The sequence below is a fragment of the Winogradskyella sp. genome (assembly GCF_965228925.1).
In the GTDB taxonomy this organism is placed as follows: domain Bacteria; phylum Bacteroidota; class Bacteroidia; order Flavobacteriales; family Flavobacteriaceae; genus Winogradskyella.
In genome coordinates, this window is sequence record NZ_OZ245845.1 from 2,370,055 (window position 1) to 2,386,867 (window position 16,813).

A 16,813-nucleotide genomic window follows, 5' to 3' on the forward strand; every position below is an offset into this window, starting at 1 on the left:
TTAAAAATGTCATCACTTTTTAACAATGGTGAATCCATGGCAATTTGCTATCTTCCCATAGCAAAACCCTTGTTTGTAATCTGAACTAAATTGTTATGAGAAAAATATACTTTAATCTTGCTGTTTTTCTTTTTGTATTTAACTCTTGTACTACCAATGACAATATTGACTGGAAGGCGTATGATATAATCACCAATATCGATGAATTATTAGAATTTTATCCTGATTTAAATCTCGATAGAAGCGGCAACTACGAAAGAGCCTATACATCTAATTTTTTTGACGGGACAAAAGAATTGGTCTACGAATACGAATTACTGGAGTCTGAAACTTATGATCCACTGTATTATTCAATTACGATTGAAACAACATCGAGTACGAGCCAAGGAAAAGAAAGTTTCAATATTACTAAATCGGCGTTTTTGGTTGGTAATAAATGGAGCGATATGAAATTACAGGAAAAAGATATCGACCTTGAAGGCGATCAAAACTTTTATGCGTTACGAACCTATGACAATATGCCCAATGGGATCTTTTATATTACGCGAAGAGGGACAAATGTATATTCGTTAATCATTTCAGGTTTGTATTCTAGCGATGATAGTATAATTACGGATTTAATCAACCCTGAAATAAGGACATTGGAATCTTTTAAATTGAAGTAAGAAATGAATGAACTAATAATTGCACCTATAGCTAAAAAAGCCCGAACAACCTAAAATTGTCCGGGCTTTTCAGCTATTAACCAACTTTAACTAACACTTTATTATAAAACATAAACTATCTTATAACAATTATTACTTAAAACTTATCTTACCTATATAGACGTAGTACCTTCGGTTTTATTTCAAAGATTAACATATTTAACGTGCATTTAACAAAAACCCTGACGAACCTAGGGCTGTCAGGGTCTTCTTATCTAATAGTTAAACATTAACACTAACCATCAACTATTTATGTAAACTATTAAATATCTAAGCTATGTTCTACACTATAAAGACTTCATTTTTATACAAATGTTGCACTTTTAGGGTATTATTTTTATAAAAATCCTCCTCCAGATTTTTCATCATTATCTCTACGCTTACGCGATTTAGCTCTGTATTTACCACCACCAAAGCGATAGGCTAAACTCGCAAAAATGGTCTTAAATTCAGGGATAAACTCAGCTTCCTGTCTAAATGGACGCTCACTCAAAATATTGACCTCTTGGGTATCAAAAACATTATTAAAGTTGAGGCTAAACGTGGCTCTGTTGTCTTCCAAGAAACTGTAACGCAAACCGAGATTAACGAAATACAAAGGGTCGACTTCAAAATTCAGACCTGTATCTTTACCACGGTACATGGCGAAGGCCGATAATGATAATTTTTTAGTCACCTTAAAGTTGTTAAATACCCTGAAGTTGATGATAAGGTTATCTACTTCTGTATTTTGTAATACGATATCATCTTCAGTAGGGTTTTCAATGGTAGGATCTAAAGATTCTGCAAATCCTCTCTGTGTACGACCGTACATATCAAAGCTCGCATTAAAGCTCCACCATTTTGTGGGTCTATAGTTACTCGACAATTCCATACCGAAAGCCGAGGTGTTATCAAAATTATCGATCTGTAGGATAACGCGTCCAGAACCAAGTGCTGATCGATCAACAAAGACGCCTTGGTTGATTTCGTCTTCAATTAATCTGTAAAAGACACCACCAGTAAGGCTCCCTTTTTTGAAATTTCGTGTATAATTGACTTCAATTGAATTTGTGAACTGCGGTTCTAATTCCTGATTACCGAATTGAGATATGAGCGGCGTGTTAAACTCGGGAATAGGATTGACTTGTCCTACGCCCGGACGGTCTACGCGTCGACTAAAGCTAAATTGATAGGAGTTCTTTTCGGTTGGATTATAGGTTACAAATGCCGATGGATACACTTGTGTATAATCATTTTCAAAAGGAAACTCGGTAACCGTATTATCGGTTAAGTCGGTATCCACAGCAAAAGTAGTGACGTTTACGGTCTCCGCTCTAAGGCCTAACTTATAAGACCATTTTTCAAGTTGTTTACTGTAGCTTACATAGGCCGAATAGATGTTACGCTCGTAATCAAATGACGTTGAGGTCGGGATATAGTTTCCAAATTCATCCTGTACTCTGGCGTTAGAATTATACCTAAGGTCTGTAGTGAATAATCTGGCCTGCAAACCAGCTTCGAGTTTTGCTTTTTCAGACAAGGGGTTTACATAGTCTAAGTTAATCGTTGTACGATCACGCTCGGTATCCGTAAATTCATTGAAGTTGGGTCGTACACCTGCACCTGTAAAACGGTTAAAGGTAACTACATCGCTATCAAAGAGGTTAAAATCAGTTTCCAGTTCAATATTATGGCCTTCCTTATCAAAGTCTAGCTTATAATTGATATTGTATTGCTGACTGTGATTTTCATTATTGTTGTCAATCACTTGAAGTTGGTTATCAGCTGGGTCTTCAAATAACAAGGCAGTTTCACCTAAAGCGCCACCATCAAAAAGATTTTGATTGGTAAATACCGAAAAGGTATTTTTCTCATTAATATAATAATCGACTCCAAATTTAAAGAGATGCGAATTACTTCTATCCAATAAATCGATATCTTGAGTTAACCCTGTTTCTACCTGCTCCAGTTCAATAAAATTTTGCCGATCTGCAATATTGTTTCCATAACTACCATAAAAGTTCAATTTATTATTTCGGTAGTTCATGTCTATGGAACTATTGAACTTTGGTTCAAGTTGGTAACCTAATCCAAAATTGAGATTACCATTAAATCCTATATTGACATTTTTGTGGAGTATAATATTGATAATTCCGCTCATCCCGTCTGGATTATATTTCGCAGATGGATTGGTAATCAATTCTATTTGCTTAATCGATGTGGATGGAATTTGTCTCAACAATTGGGCCGGTGGAATATTTGATAATTTTCCATCGACCATCACCTGTACATTTTGGTTACCTCTAAGGGCAATATCACCAGTTTGGGCATCAACATTTACGGTTGGAATATTATTCATAATGTCAGAAGCTGTTGGGCCGGCAGTGGTTAAGTCCTTCCCCACATTAATGACTTTGCGGTCTATTTTTTGTTGAATGGTTGAGGTTTCGGCCACTACGGTAACTTCATCAAGATTAGCAGCATCCTCCTCGAGACGGATATCTCCCATTTTGATGTTATAACTGCCTTTGCCAATGGTTTCCTGCTTGACAATAGTTTTATAACCTATAAAGGTGATTTCTACCTTTATGAGGCCTTCGGGAATCTTTTTTATGTTAAAAGTACCATTGCTGTCGGTAATACCTCCAGTGATGACTTTATCATTAGCATCCTTTACGATAATATTGACGTAAGGCATAGGTTCGTTGAGTTGCGCGTCCATGACGCGTCCTGAAATAGAACCATTTTTAATATCAGAATTTGATCTAGGTTGGGCGCTTAAAATGGTTGATGAGACCATAATAAGCATTAAGAAGATATACTTCATTGTGCTCGTTTTTTGATTGATTGATAGTTTCTTTAACTCTAGACGACTATTTTTACATCATGTTACTCGCTTTAACAGTTCTTAACATCTTTTTAACATATGGGTAAAAAAACACTAGTTGTTGGAGCGTCTCTAAAAGCAGGGCGTTATTCTAACTTAGCAATTAATAAATTACGTAATCATGAGCATGAGGTTGTGGCCTTTGGAATAAAGCCTGGTCAGGTGAGTGATGTCGATATTGATACGGAATTATTGCCTTATGAAGGTATAGATACCGTAACATTATATCTTAATCCACGGCGACAATCGGCCTATTATGATTACATCATTGGATTAAAACCTAAGCGTGTTATTTTTAATCCTGGCACAGAAAATCCAGAGTTCTACCAATTACTTAAAGATCATAATATTGCTTTTGAGGTGGCCTGCACTTTGGTGTTATTGAGTACTAATCAATATTGAGTTTGACTACTTGAAAACAAACTTTCGAGTTGACTACGGTGTAACGGCTTGGTTTTGTCAAGACTAACTTTTGCGGCAACTTATGGTAGCTTCTCGAATGGAAAGTCTAGAGCATTTTAAGGTCATGATCTACTTCTGATACGTGTACATTTTTAAATCATCATTATTGAAGACCACTATGACCAAATTCTTGTCTTTCATTTCTATGGTTTCAATTTGTTTGACTTGACCATTAAAAGGTCCTATGCCATATTCAGAGGCCTGATTAAAACTAGATGTATCACGTACTAAGAGCCCCTTTAAAGCTGTATAAGATCCGTGATAGGTGTTTACTTTATAGGAATTACCCCCAACGAGTAACTGTAAATCTCCATTGATTTCAATTTGAGCAAAGGTGTTGATCGGTGCCAATTGAAATGCCCTAGGGAAAGGGACATAGCTGTTAAAGCTCCCATTGTCATTTTTTAAGTAACCAGAAGACAGGATATCGGCTCTGTACTTCGTAGCCTCTTCTAAAAATTTTGGGCTAATGATTTTGTTGATGGGCTTGCCTGCATAACTTTTATAATCTGTATAAATTCTACTAACAATGTTCATCTGGGCAACAAGCTCGTCTTTAGAATTCAATGGATAATAGACGCCATCACTATTATAAGCTACTAAGGTTTCGAATGTTCCATTTTCGTCGAAATCGTTATGGTACATCATTAACGGGCCATCAAAGTTAAGATTAAACTTCGTGTTTGTTCCCCAATTTCCTAAAAGGATATCTTGATCACCATCATTATCAATGTCAAACGTCGAAATCGATTGCCATAGGCCATTGGTGTTTGATGGGGTATCCATGAGTTCTAATTGACCTGAGCGGTTACTGTAAATCTTAGGTTGGTCCCAGTCGGTGGCCACAAGCAAATCTTTAATACCATCGTTATTAAGATCCTCCCATCGTGCATCATTAACCTTAGCGTTTAATTCGAAATTGGAATCTTTCGAAAAATGACCCTTTCCATCATTGACTAAAATATAGGACTCTATAGTTTTACCAAAGTCATTGGCATTGGCCAAATTACCTATAAATAAATCGACGTCCTTATCATTGTCGTAGTCGTAGGCCCTCACCGTAGAGGTCACTAATGTGTTGTCTGGAATTTGATACTCAGATCTCGTATATTGGCCATTGTGATTAAGGTATAATCGATCATTTTGTAAGGCTTCATTTTTTGATTCGTTGATGCCAGAAGCTACATAGAGATCCAGGTCACCATCATTGTCGGCATCAAAAAATACGGCATCATTATCTTCATAGGCGGCATCGTCTTTAAACCCTTTTTGCGGTGACATGCTGAAACCTGAGCCAGAATTCATATACAGTACTGCGGCTTTGCCCGAGGCATTACCGATATACAAATCTTCATAACCATTACCATCTATATCCGCTTTAGCTACAGCAGGTCCTTGCATTGAGATTTTATAAGGAATTAATTTTTCTTCTGCAAAGTCGTTATAGTTATCTTCTTCATGTGTATACGCTAAGAGCGCCGCTTCCTTAAATAATTTTGGGGTGTCAGAACTAGTGACATTATCCAATAACATAGCTGATGGACTATAAGCGATTTTTAAAAACTGATTGATCTTTGGATTGCTTATGGTTTGTACCTCATTATTTGGCCAAATTACTTGTATAGAATCTATATGGTCTGCATGATCTAACCCAAAGTGCAATGTGCTTTCTAATGATGATAAAAACCCTCTTGATTTGAAGAGCTGCTTAAGTTGGGATTTACCATTATTATATACCAAAGCCTTGGTGCCCAAACCTTCCTTATTGGCGTCTTTATATTCAAAATCTAGGATGATGTAGTTTTTTGAACCATTGGTAGTATTTTCATAGAGTCCAGCTGTCTCACCAAAATTATTGGTGACTAAATCCAAATCACCATCCAAATCCAAATCGACATAAATAGCACCATTCGATAAATTGGGTCGGTTTTCGATCCAGTCGCCCGTTTTATTCTCAAAAGTTTTAGAATTTCCTTTAAATACCTCATTAGTGACCTTACCGCTAACCATTTCACTGATGGAGTTGTACAGCCATTCTAGGCCTTCAGCTTCCGAACGTCCTTTAAAAGCACTAGATATGTATTTTTTGAAATCGAGCCCATTCGGTCGTCTGAGTATACCATTAGAAATAAATAAATCCTGATGACCATCATTATTGTAGTCTGCGAAAAGAGGAGACCAGCTCCAATCGGTATCTGCCACTCCATTGATTAAAGCGGTTTCTTGAAAATAGCTGCCAGATTGATTAACCTGTAACATATTTCGAGAATATTGGTCTTTATAACCCAATCGATTAAGGCGTAGTTGTAGGTTAAACATGGAGTCATCACCTTCAGTTTCCTTCAATAGACGCTCATCTTTTGGCAACATATCTAAGGTCATTAGGTCCTGATAACCGTCGCCGTTAATATCGGCAGCATCACTGCCCATAGAAAAACGGCTTATAGTGGTGAAAGCTTTGCCAAGTTGTTCTGAAAATGTGCCATCTTGGTTGTTTACATAATAATAATCATCTTCATGAAAATCATTACAAACATAAATGTCATCCCAACCATCGTTATTAAAGTCCGCCACTGTAGCACTTAGGCCATAGCCATTTAATCCTCCATAAATATTTGCGGCTTCGCTCACATCGCTAAAGAATCCTTTTTCGTTTTTTAATAAAACATCGCCAACTAGTGGTTCGCGTTTGTGGCGTAAGTCTGCCCGACCATGAGAAAGAGTGGTGTGTACGGCATGATTGAGGATATAGACATCCAAATCACCGTCTTTATCATAATCAAAAAAATACGCTTGGGTAGAATAGCCCTTAAAATCTAGGCCATAGTCCTTGGCCTTTTCGGTAAAGGTTCCATCTCCATTATTAATATAAAGCTCATTATGCCCTTCAAAATCTAAAAGCTCAGAAACTGCACATACATAGATATCTAAAAATCCATCATTATTAATATCGACCATAGATACTCCTGTTTGCCAGCTGGCACTTCCAGAAATCTTGGCGCTTTCAGAAATGTCCTCAAATGTCAAGTCGCCCTTATTGAGGTAGAGTTTATTGTCGTCTCTATTCGAAACGAAAAATAAATCAGGTAGCCCATCATTATTAATGTCACCAGTGGCAACACCACCACCGTTGTAATAATAGATGTAACTGATAATATTATGTTGTGTGTCCTCAGTAACAATATTAGCGAAGTCGAGTCCTGAATCCTTGGAGGAAACGTTTGAAAAAAGATAGGGGTTGTCCTTTGGGACGTTCTTTTGTTCGTCATTGTCACAATTGAACAGCAATAGCAAAACTGCTATGACAATTGGCGTTTTTTTCATCAAAGTTATTAGTTAGTCTTACTGCTAAAATAACAATTTTTTAACAAATGTTTAACGATTAATTCATCCATTTTTTGAGTAGAAGACAAAAATCAAAATTTAATCGATAAAGTGATGATAATTTATGTATCGGTTTTTTTGATGCATAATAATCCTAAGAAAGTGATAAGACCATTTAGAGGTAATAACTCGTAGCCCACCTCATAGCCTCCGAGATATTCTGATGGAATACTTCCCAGTATAGATGTAACGATCACGGCAATAAGGGTCACCATCCAAACATACTTGTCTTTTATTTGGTATTTAGTGAATATACCAAAAGCAAATAAACCCAATAGTGGGCCATAAGTATAACCCGCAACAGTTAATAAGCTATCAATCACGTTTCGGCTCAAAATATGCTTAAAAATTATGATGGTGATTATCAATACCACGCTCATAGCAATATGTATTCTTTTACGAAGTTTTAATTGATCGTTTTGTGGCTTTTTCTCTATACTAAGAAAGTCGATACAGAAAGAAGTGGTTAAGGAGGTTAATGCACTATCGGCACTACTATAGGCCGCAGCAATCAACCCCAACATAAAAGTAATGCCGAGTGTAATTCCGAGACCACTATTTATGGCTATTTCCGGAAATAATAAATCCGTTTTTGGACTGCCGTCCATTAAAGGAACTTCAATATGATGTTGTTTTGCATAGATAAATAGCAGCGCTCCCAATAACATAAAAAGAAAGGTAACAGCGACAAGTACAATACTAAACGAAATCATATTTTTTTGGGCATCACCAAGGCTTTTACAGGTCAAGTTTTTTTGCATCATGTCTTGGTCCAGGCCTGTCATACATATGGTAATAAACATGCCACCGAAGAGGGATTTCAAAAAATAGCTTCGTTCCAGAATGCTGTCTGTGACCCAAATATCGCTGTACGCTTTTAATTCATCGGAGGCCAAAAACTCACTAAAGCTCCATCCTATATTTTTATTGATAAAGTATATGGAGAGTATCACCGCAAGTATCATAAATAAGGTTTGTAAGGTGTCCGTCCATACAATGGTTTTAATACCTCCTTTATTGGTATAAATCCAGATGAGTAAGATTGAAATAATAACCGTGATCTCAAAAGGAACGTGCCAATCATCAAAAACAAATTGCTGTAAAACAATGGCCACCAAAAACAATCTAAATGCAGCTCCTAAAACGCGAGAAACAAAAAAGAAAAAAGCTCCGGTCTTATGACTAACGGTACCAAAACGCTGTTCTAAGTATTCGTAAATTGAAGTGATATTGGATTTATAATAAATAGGCATTAAAACAAAGGCCACCACAAAATAGCCAACCATATATCCTAAAACGACCTGAAAATAGCTAAACTGTGAACCATCAATCCAACCAGGTACAGAAATAAAGGTCACACCAGAAAGTGATGCCCCAATCATACCGAAAGCTACAACATACCATGGCGACTGCCGCTTGGCTTTAAAAAAAACGTCATTACTATCTTCTTTTCCAGTAAAATACGAGATGAGAATGAGGATGCTAAAGTATCCAATAATGAGAAGTAAAATGGAAGTGGAGCTCATATAAAAATTATGAAAGATTTAAAAAAATTTACGAAAAATAGTACATTTGAAAAAAAAAGCTACTTAAATATACATTTTTATGAAAAAGATTACCCCATTTTTAGTATTCCTATTGTTTGTTTTTAGCGTATCAGGTCAGGACTACAGACAGTTGATTTCAGAAGGAACGCACACAGTTCAACATATCGTTGATGTTGCAGAAAGTCATTTTGATTCTATAGGCAGAGGTCGTGGAACAGGATATAAACCTTTTAAACGTTGGCAGTATTTTGCCGAACGCGCCATGGATGAAACGGGTATGCTAAAGTCTGCTGAATTTTATTATGACGAGTTGCAAAACTACAATGCAAGAATAAATAGTGAGGGTCTATTCTCCAGAACCGAAGTTGGTGATTGGGAAGAAATGGGACCAACTTATTGGGATGCCACTTCTGGGTGGAATCCAGGAGTAGGTCGTATAACTTCCATAGCGGTAGAAGAGGGGAATCTCAACCATATTATAGCTGGAGGAGAAACAGGTGGCGTATGGAAAAGTACAGATGGAGGATCGACCTGGGCCGTTCTTACAGATAATCTTTCAAATATCGATGTATATGCCTTGGCCATAGATCCAAGTGATAACATGACCTATTATTGGGGATCTACTGGGGGTTCAGTTTTTAAGTCCACCAATGGCGGTTCAACTTGGGCTTTACATAGTAACTTACCAGGTGGTACGGTGAATAAGATTTTAATACATCCAACGAACCCTTTGAAAATGTATGCGAGTACGCAGGGGAGTGGATTGTATAAGTCCATAGATGGTGGGCTTTCATGGAGTTCTATCTATTTTGTGGCTACTGGTACGGGTTATGATTTTGAATTTAAACCCGGAGATCCAAGTACGATTTATGCTTCTGGCAGTGCTTTTTATGTGTCGACAAATGACGGTCTAAGTTTTTCGCAGATTAATGGTTCGGGTAGTGACCAGTTCAGTTCGGGACCAAAGATGATAGGCGTATCTGCCGATAATCCGAATGTGGTATATGTATTAGAAGCTTCTGGAAGTCTTTATGGCGGCTTTTATGTGTCCAATGATAGTGGCGCATCATTTACCAAAATAGATCATGGAGGTAAAAATTTCTTTGGTTATGATTCTAACGGACTTGATGCTTTAGGACAGGCACCAAGGGATATGGATATTACGGTAAATCCAAATGACGCCAATGATGTACACATCGCAGGTATTAATACATGGCGGTCTACAGATGGTGGTACTAACTTTAGTATTACCTCGCAATGGATTCCTGGCAATGCTGCAGGCTCAGGGATTGGCTATTGCCATGCAGATGTAGATATTATGCTTTTTGCTGGTTCAGGACCAGATGCTAGGCTCCTTGTAGGTACCGACGGGGGTATTTTTAGAGCTGAAAACCCCACAAATGTCAATGCCAATTATTATACAGATTTAACCCCAGGCATGGGTATTAGACAGTTTTATAGAATCGGTGTTAGTCAAACAGATCCCGTTATTGTTACCGGTGGCTCCCAAGATAATGGGACCTCTACATTGCGAGAAGATGGTAATTGGACCGATTGGCTAGGGGCAGATGGTATGGAAAGTTTTGTAGATAAAAATAACCCTGCGATTATGTACGGAACCTCACAATTTGGATCCTTGTATAAGACAGAATACAACTTTTTTGGAAGTAATTTGTTGGGTATAGCACAACCTGAAGGAAAAGGTGGACAAAACAATTGGAATTGGGTGGTGCCCTTTGAGCAGGACCCTATTGATCAAAATACGGTTTATGTGGCTTATGACGAGGTGTATAAATCAGTTGATGGTGGTACTTCTTGGTCTTCCATCTCTCCTAATGTATCTACTAATATAGATCACTTTAAAGTGGCTCCTTCTAATAATCAAGTTATGTATTTTGCTATCAATGGACAATTCAGATATTCCATTAATGGTGGTGCGACTTGGAATTTTACTACGCTTAACCTCAATGGTGGTTGGATTAATTACATTGCCGTACATCCTACAGATCCGGCTAAAGTTGCTATTGTAACTACCAATAGTGAAAGGGTATATACGAGTACTAATAATGGTGTGTCATGGACGCCAATACCATGGGATTTACCTAATTTTTCGGCACAGGCCGTGGCTTGGCAAGATAATGGGAAGGATGGCTTATATGTGGGAATGAATTATGGCGTTTATTATACAGATAATGATTTAGGAAATACTTGGATACCGTTCAATAACGGTCTGCCCAACGTAAGAATTAATGAGCTAGAGATCAATACAGTTGATAATAAGATCTACGCCGGAACTTATGGTAGAGGATTGTGGAGATCAGATGTATATGAACAGGCCTTAAGCGTTAATGATTTTGAATTCAATGCCCTCACCATGTATCCAAACCCTGCTACAAATGAGGTGAACTTAAAATGGGATAAGTCTGATGATGTAAGTATAAGAATATACGACGCTCAGGGTAAAATCGTATTCTATGGTAAGAAGGTTAATCTATTTGATGGACTTAAGGTAGATATGTCTTCTTTTACCTCAGGATTATATTTTGTGAAATTAAACAGTAACAAAGGTGAAATAACCAAAAAGCTGATTTTGAACTAGTAATACGTTAGAATAAAAAAAGCCCAATTGTAAATGCCTTGCAATTGGGCTTTTTTTATTCTTAAATCAGTAACTTCGCGCTTATGGAATTTTCTTCAAAACTTCTAGAAAATGCTGTTAATGAAATGGCGCAATTACCAGGGATTGGGAAACGAACTGCATTACGTTTGGTATTACACTTATTAAGGCAACCCGAACAACAGACCCTGCAATTGTCTGAGGCACTCTCTAAGGTGAGATCTGAAATTAATTTTTGTAAATCGTGCCATAATATTAGTGATAAAGAACTGTGTGAGATTTGCGAAAATCCCAATCGCCACAGAGAAGTCATCTGTGTCGTAGAAGATATAAGAGATGTAATGGCCATAGAAAATACAAGTTCATTTAAAGGCTTATATCATGTCTTAGGAGGGAAAATTTCACCAATTGATGGTATAGGTCCGCAGGATTTAAATATTAGTTCATTAGTTGAAAAAGTTAAATCTGGGCAGGTGAAAGAACTTATTTTTGCCATGAGCCCAACAATGGAAGGAGATACCACCAATTTCTACATTTTTAGACAAATCCAAGATTATGATATTGCGACTTCTACAATAGCGAGAGGCGTAGCCGCTGGTAATGAATTGGAATACACAGATGAAATTACTTTAGGGCGTAGTATTATTGACCGGGTTCCATTTGAAGCCTCTTTAAAATCATAAGCTTATCTTGAAGCTGTCCATCATCATACTCAATTATAACGTACGTTACTTTTTAGAGCTCTGTCTAAAAAGTGTAGAAGCCGCCATTAAAGATATTGAGGCTGAGATTATTGTTGTGGATAATAAGTCTTCTGATGGTAGTTGTAAAATGGTAAAACACTTATTCCCTTCTGCGCAACTTATTGAGAATGCTGAAAACTATGGTTTTTCAAAAGGGAATAATATAGGTGTAGCCAAGGCTAAAGGGGAGTTTCTATGTATACTTAATCCAGATACCGTGGTTGCAGAAGACACCTTTGTAAAGGTGCTTCAATTTGCTGAATCTCAAACAAAACTTGGCGCAGTGGGTTGCCAACTCATTGACGGTAGAGGGGTGTTTTTACCAGAGAGCAAACGACAGGTACCGACACCTAAAGTAGCCTTTCAAAAGTTAATTGGAAAGACTAAAAACTACTACACCAATACCTTGCATCCTGACGACATTGGCAAAACAGATGTATTAGTCGGTGCGTTTATGGTTTTAAAGCGATCGGTTTATAACGAAGTTCATGGTTTTGATGAGGATTATTTCATGTACGGGGAAGACATTGATTTATCCTATAGGATTCTAAAATTAGGATATACAAATTATTATTTTGGGCAGACGACTATCATTCACTTTAAGGGGGAAAGTACGTTTAAAGATAAAATCTATGCAAAACGATTTTATAAGGCAATGGAAATCTTTTACAGAAAGCACTTTGCAAACAATGCTATAGTCACGGCAGTCGTTAACCTAGGTTTAAGACTGGCTTCAAGAAGAGGAACAGTTAAGGAAATGCAACCAATTGGTGTCAATAAAAGTGTTGTGGTGTCTGAGACCATATCTAAAGGCTTAAAAACAAAGTTAAAGCGGCCTATTACATTTACTAAAGACCTAACCGATATGCCAAGTCAGGCTCAAATCGTTTTTGATGAGAGCTATCTCGACTATAAGTCTATGATTGGCCATATGAAGCATTACAATAGCACAAGACAAAACACGTATCGAATATTATTAAAAAATAGTAATTTTATCCTCGGAAGTGACAGTAATCTCAGTAAGGGAGAAGTCATAGACTTTGATTTTTAGATGAAAAAAAATCAACAAAAAACACTATTTTTTATTAATTTTGCATTCGATTAGCTAATAAAGACCTTCAAATTAGAGATATGGCAAATTTTGAACTTAAGTTACCTAAAATGGGAGAAAGTGTTGCCGAGGCAACGATTACCTCTTGGCTTAAAGACGTTGGAGAAACTATTGAAGCAGATGAAGCCGTTCTGGAAATTGCTACAGATAAAGTAGATAGTGAAGTGCCAAGTGAAGTAGATGGTGTTTTGGTCGAAAAATTATTCGAGGTTGACGATGTCGTACAAGTGGGTCAGACCATAGCTATAATTAAGATTGAAGGAGATAACGCCAGTGAAGATGACGCTCCTGCTTCAGAGCCTGCCGTTGCAGAAGTTCCAAAAGTTGTAGCAGAAGTAGCACAAACGGTGGTTGCTGCTAAAGTATCAGTAGAGCCAGTAATCACTTCAGGAGATCGTTTCTATTCGCCCTTGGTAAAAAATATCGCCAAACAAGAAGGTGTGTCTCAAGCCGAACTCGATAGTATTCCAGGAACGGGTAAAGACGGTCGTGTTACAAAGAATGATATAAAAAGTTATTTGCAATCGCGCAGTTCGGCACCAGTTTCAGCACCAAAAGCTGAACCTGCTGAAGTTAAGGAAACGATCGCTCCTAAAGTTGTCGAAACGAAAACAGAAGCTCCAAAACCTAAAGAAAAACCAGCACCAACTCCTGTGGTGGCTTCTGGTGACGATGAGATAATTGAAATGACGCGAATGGGGAAACTCATCTCTAAGCATATGGTGGATTCCGTTCAGACCTCTGCGCATGTGCAATCCTTCATTGAAGCTGATGTCACCGATATATGGAACTGGAGAAATAAGCATAAAAATGCCTTTAAACAACGTGAAGGGGAAAACTTAACCTTTACACCGATTTTCATGGAGGCCGTTGCTAAGGCCCTACGCGATTATCCAATGATGAATATTTCCGTTCAAGGCGATAAGATCATTAAAAAGAAACATATTAACTTGGGTATGGCAGCAGCGCTTGCTGATGGTAATCTCATTGTACCCGTTATTAAAGATGCCGATCAGTTAAATCTATTGGGTATGGCCAAAAAGGTCAATGATTTGGCCAATAGAGCAAGAGAAAACAAATTAAATCCAGACGATATACAAGACGGTACCTATACGGTAACTAATGTGGGTACATTTGGTAGTATTATGGGAACGCCAATAATTAACCAACCGCAAGTTGGTATTTTAGCTTTGGGTGCCATTAGAAAAGTACCTGCCGTTATCGAAACACCACAAGGTGATTTTATAGGTATTCGTTATAAGATGTTTATGTCCCATTCTTATGACCATCGTGTGGTTAACGGAGCTCTTGGTGGACAATTTGTTAAGGCCGTAAAAGATTATTTAGAAGCTTGGGACTCTGAAAGAGAAATTTAATTAATTATAAATATCAGATTAAAAGAGATACAGTTTACTGTATCTCTTTTTTGTTGGACAACCTTTCTGTGATGACATTTTTTCGGATTTACGATGCGAAGTAAACCAATGTCAGACCCAATATGAAAGCGCAACGACTACTTCTCATCTTAATCCCATTTTTTTCCTTTTCACAAGGAAATCCAACCTTTACTGAAGCAAATATTGATGATGTTTATACCCAGTTCAATCTTAGTGGTGAAAATGTCGTTTTTGTAAGCATAGAACGTGGAGTGGATTATACCCATCCAGCATATTTAAATAGTGATGGCACTACGAGAATAGCCTACATCTATGATATGGTCAATCCTGCAGGCGCATCCGATTCCGGTAACCCTTACGGCAGGGGAACGATATTTACAGAAGCCGATATCAATGCAGCTTTATCCAATGGAGGAACCCCAATAACCAATGATCGTCAAGGTCATGGAACGGCTTGTATAGGAATAACAGCTGGCAATGGTGGTGGAACAGCAGGGTTGGAGTTTAAAGGGGTAGCACCAAGTGCTAAGTTAATTGTAGTAAAAATGATTCAAGACGGATTTCCTCCGCATGGGATGCAGGCAGGGGAGTCGGGTTATTTTGATCCAACGGATATTCCAATTGCATTGCAATTTGTTCATGATAAAATTAACGAACTGGGATTGCCAGCCGTAACGCTTATGAACTTTGGTTCTATTGGTGGACCAACTGATGGTACCAGTACCATTAGTAGAGCTATGGATGATTTTATAAACCAAGGTCATATTTTGCTTTGTGGCGTTGGTGATGATGGCGGGGCCGATAACCACGCAGCGGGTATCGTGACTACAGGAGTACAAGAAGAGATCTTGGTCAATAAAGGAGAGACTGGTAATTTGCGTTTTGATTTATGGTACAGTGAAGAGGATCGATTTGATATCACCATAGAAGATCCGTCTGGTACACAATTCGGACCCTATGCGGCGCCTGCCACTTCTAGTGGAGCGACCAATATTTTCCAATCCAGTTTTTACTATTATCAAAGAGGAGCTGATGTTGATTTTTTTGGTGCCACCAGTAACCGTCGTGAAATACTCATTGACTTTATTAACTCAGGTCCAACCGGAATTTATAAAGTCATTATAACGCCAACATCTGTTATGAATACAGGAGAGTTTCATGCATCATTAAATCCTTCACTCTATAGTAATAATAACGCATTTCTAAGTCATATAGTTCCTGGTTACAGTATGAATGATTATGCCTCTGCTTTTAATGTAATAGTACCTGGAGACTATGTGGTGGATAATTCTTGGACAGATATTAATGGCGTACCAAGAAGTTTGGTGGGTCAAGGAAATCCAGGGGAGATTTGGATAGGAAGCAGTGCGGGTCTGACTTATGATGATCGCCAAGCGATTGACTTTGCTTCACCAGGAGAGGTACTGTTTGCACCCTACAGTTTAGATTCGTATTACGGAAGTTTTCCTGCAAATCAAGTGCAAGGTGGTAATGGATTTTATGGTATTCAAAATGCGGTAAGTGCTGCGGCTCCAGTAGCCTGTGGTGTTATAGCTTTAATGTTAGAATTGGATCCGAGTCTTAGCAATCAAGACGTAAAAGATATTTTAAATCAAACAGCAAAACAAGATGGTTTTACGGGTTCCGTACCAAATTTTACTTGGGGCTTTGGTAAAATGGATGCTTTAGCAGCTGTTCAGGAGGTCAATAATCGGTTATCAGTGGAGGATTTTAATGACAATGAAGTCAACGTTTTTCCAAATCCTGTTAAAGACAAATTATCTATAGATTTTAATGGAACAATACATACTATCGACATCTATGGTATCGAAGGGAAATTAATCAAAAGCATTAGCGACACGAGGAATGAAATCGATGTTTCAGAACTAGGTAAGGGGATGTATATTTTAAAATTGAAAACCGATAATGCTCATAAACTTTGCAAATTTTTAAAAGTGTAAAGCCAAAACAAATACTGC

10 protein-coding genes are annotated in these 16,813 nt (G+C 37.7%); 7 read left to right on the top strand and 3 right to left on the bottom strand.

Annotation, left to right across the window (positions count from 1 at the left end):
- Nucleotides 1–95 precede the first annotated feature (95 nt).
- The gene (locus ACO052_RS09625; protein ID WP_422107798.1) at nucleotides 96–665 is read left to right on the top strand and encodes a hypothetical protein; all 570 of its coding nucleotides are present in this window, start codon (nucleotides 96–98) and stop codon (nucleotides 663–665) included.
- Between the two features lie 376 nt (nucleotides 666–1,041).
- Here the strand turns inward: ACO052_RS09625 and ACO052_RS09630 are convergent, their stop codons facing one another.
- The gene (locus ACO052_RS09630) at nucleotides 1,042–3,513 is read right to left on the bottom strand and encodes a TonB-dependent receptor domain-containing protein (protein ID WP_422107799.1); all 2,472 of its coding nucleotides are present in this window, start codon (nucleotides 3,511–3,513) and stop codon (nucleotides 1,042–1,044) included.
- Between the two features lie 99 nt (nucleotides 3,514–3,612).
- On the opposite strand from ACO052_RS09630, the gene ACO052_RS09635 reads away from it, so the two are divergent.
- Nucleotides 3,613–3,975, top strand: a complete 363-nt coding sequence (locus ACO052_RS09635; protein WP_422107800.1) for a CoA-binding protein — start codon at nucleotides 3,613–3,615, stop codon at nucleotides 3,973–3,975.
- Nucleotides 3,976–4,104: 129 nt separating this feature from the next.
- Here ACO052_RS09635 and ACO052_RS09640 read toward each other — a convergent pair whose 3' ends face one another.
- On the bottom strand, nucleotides 4,105–7,359 hold the full coding sequence (locus ACO052_RS09640; RefSeq protein WP_422107801.1) for a VCBS repeat-containing protein: 3,255 nt from the start codon (nucleotides 7,357–7,359) through the stop codon (nucleotides 4,105–4,107).
- Between the two features lie 122 nt (nucleotides 7,360–7,481).
- On the bottom strand, nucleotides 7,482–8,945 hold the full coding sequence (locus ACO052_RS09645; RefSeq protein ID WP_422107802.1) for a sodium:solute symporter: 1,464 nt from the start codon (nucleotides 8,943–8,945) through the stop codon (nucleotides 7,482–7,484).
- 79 nt (nucleotides 8,946–9,024) lie between these two features.
- Between ACO052_RS09645 and ACO052_RS09650 the strand changes: the two genes are divergently transcribed.
- From ACO052_RS09650 to ACO052_RS09670, 5 genes are all read left to right on the top strand, one after another.
- Nucleotides 9,025–11,565 (top strand): VPS10 domain-containing protein, encoded by a 2,541-nt coding sequence (locus tag ACO052_RS09650; protein ID WP_422107803.1) that lies wholly within the window; start codon nucleotides 9,025–9,027, stop codon nucleotides 11,563–11,565.
- A gap of 83 nt (nucleotides 11,566–11,648) precedes the next feature.
- Nucleotides 11,649–12,266 (top strand): recombination mediator RecR, encoded by a 618-nt coding sequence (recR, locus tag ACO052_RS09655; RefSeq protein ID WP_422107804.1) that lies wholly within the window; start codon nucleotides 11,649–11,651, stop codon nucleotides 12,264–12,266.
- 7 nt (nucleotides 12,267–12,273) lie between these two features.
- Nucleotides 12,274–13,377 (top strand): glycosyltransferase family 2 protein, encoded by a 1,104-nt coding sequence (locus ACO052_RS09660; protein WP_422107805.1) that lies wholly within the window; start codon nucleotides 12,274–12,276, stop codon nucleotides 13,375–13,377.
- Nucleotides 13,378–13,457: 80 nt separating this feature from the next.
- Complete coding sequence (locus ACO052_RS09665) at nucleotides 13,458–14,813, top strand: dihydrolipoamide acetyltransferase family protein (RefSeq protein WP_422107806.1); 1,356 nt, start codon at nucleotides 13,458–13,460, stop codon at nucleotides 14,811–14,813.
- A 122-nt stretch (nucleotides 14,814–14,935) separates the two neighbouring features.
- Nucleotides 14,936–16,795, top strand: a complete 1,860-nt coding sequence (locus ACO052_RS09670) for a S8/S53 family peptidase (RefSeq protein ID WP_422107807.1) — start codon at nucleotides 14,936–14,938, stop codon at nucleotides 16,793–16,795.
- The last annotated feature ends 18 nt before the right edge of the window (nucleotides 16,796–16,813 follow it).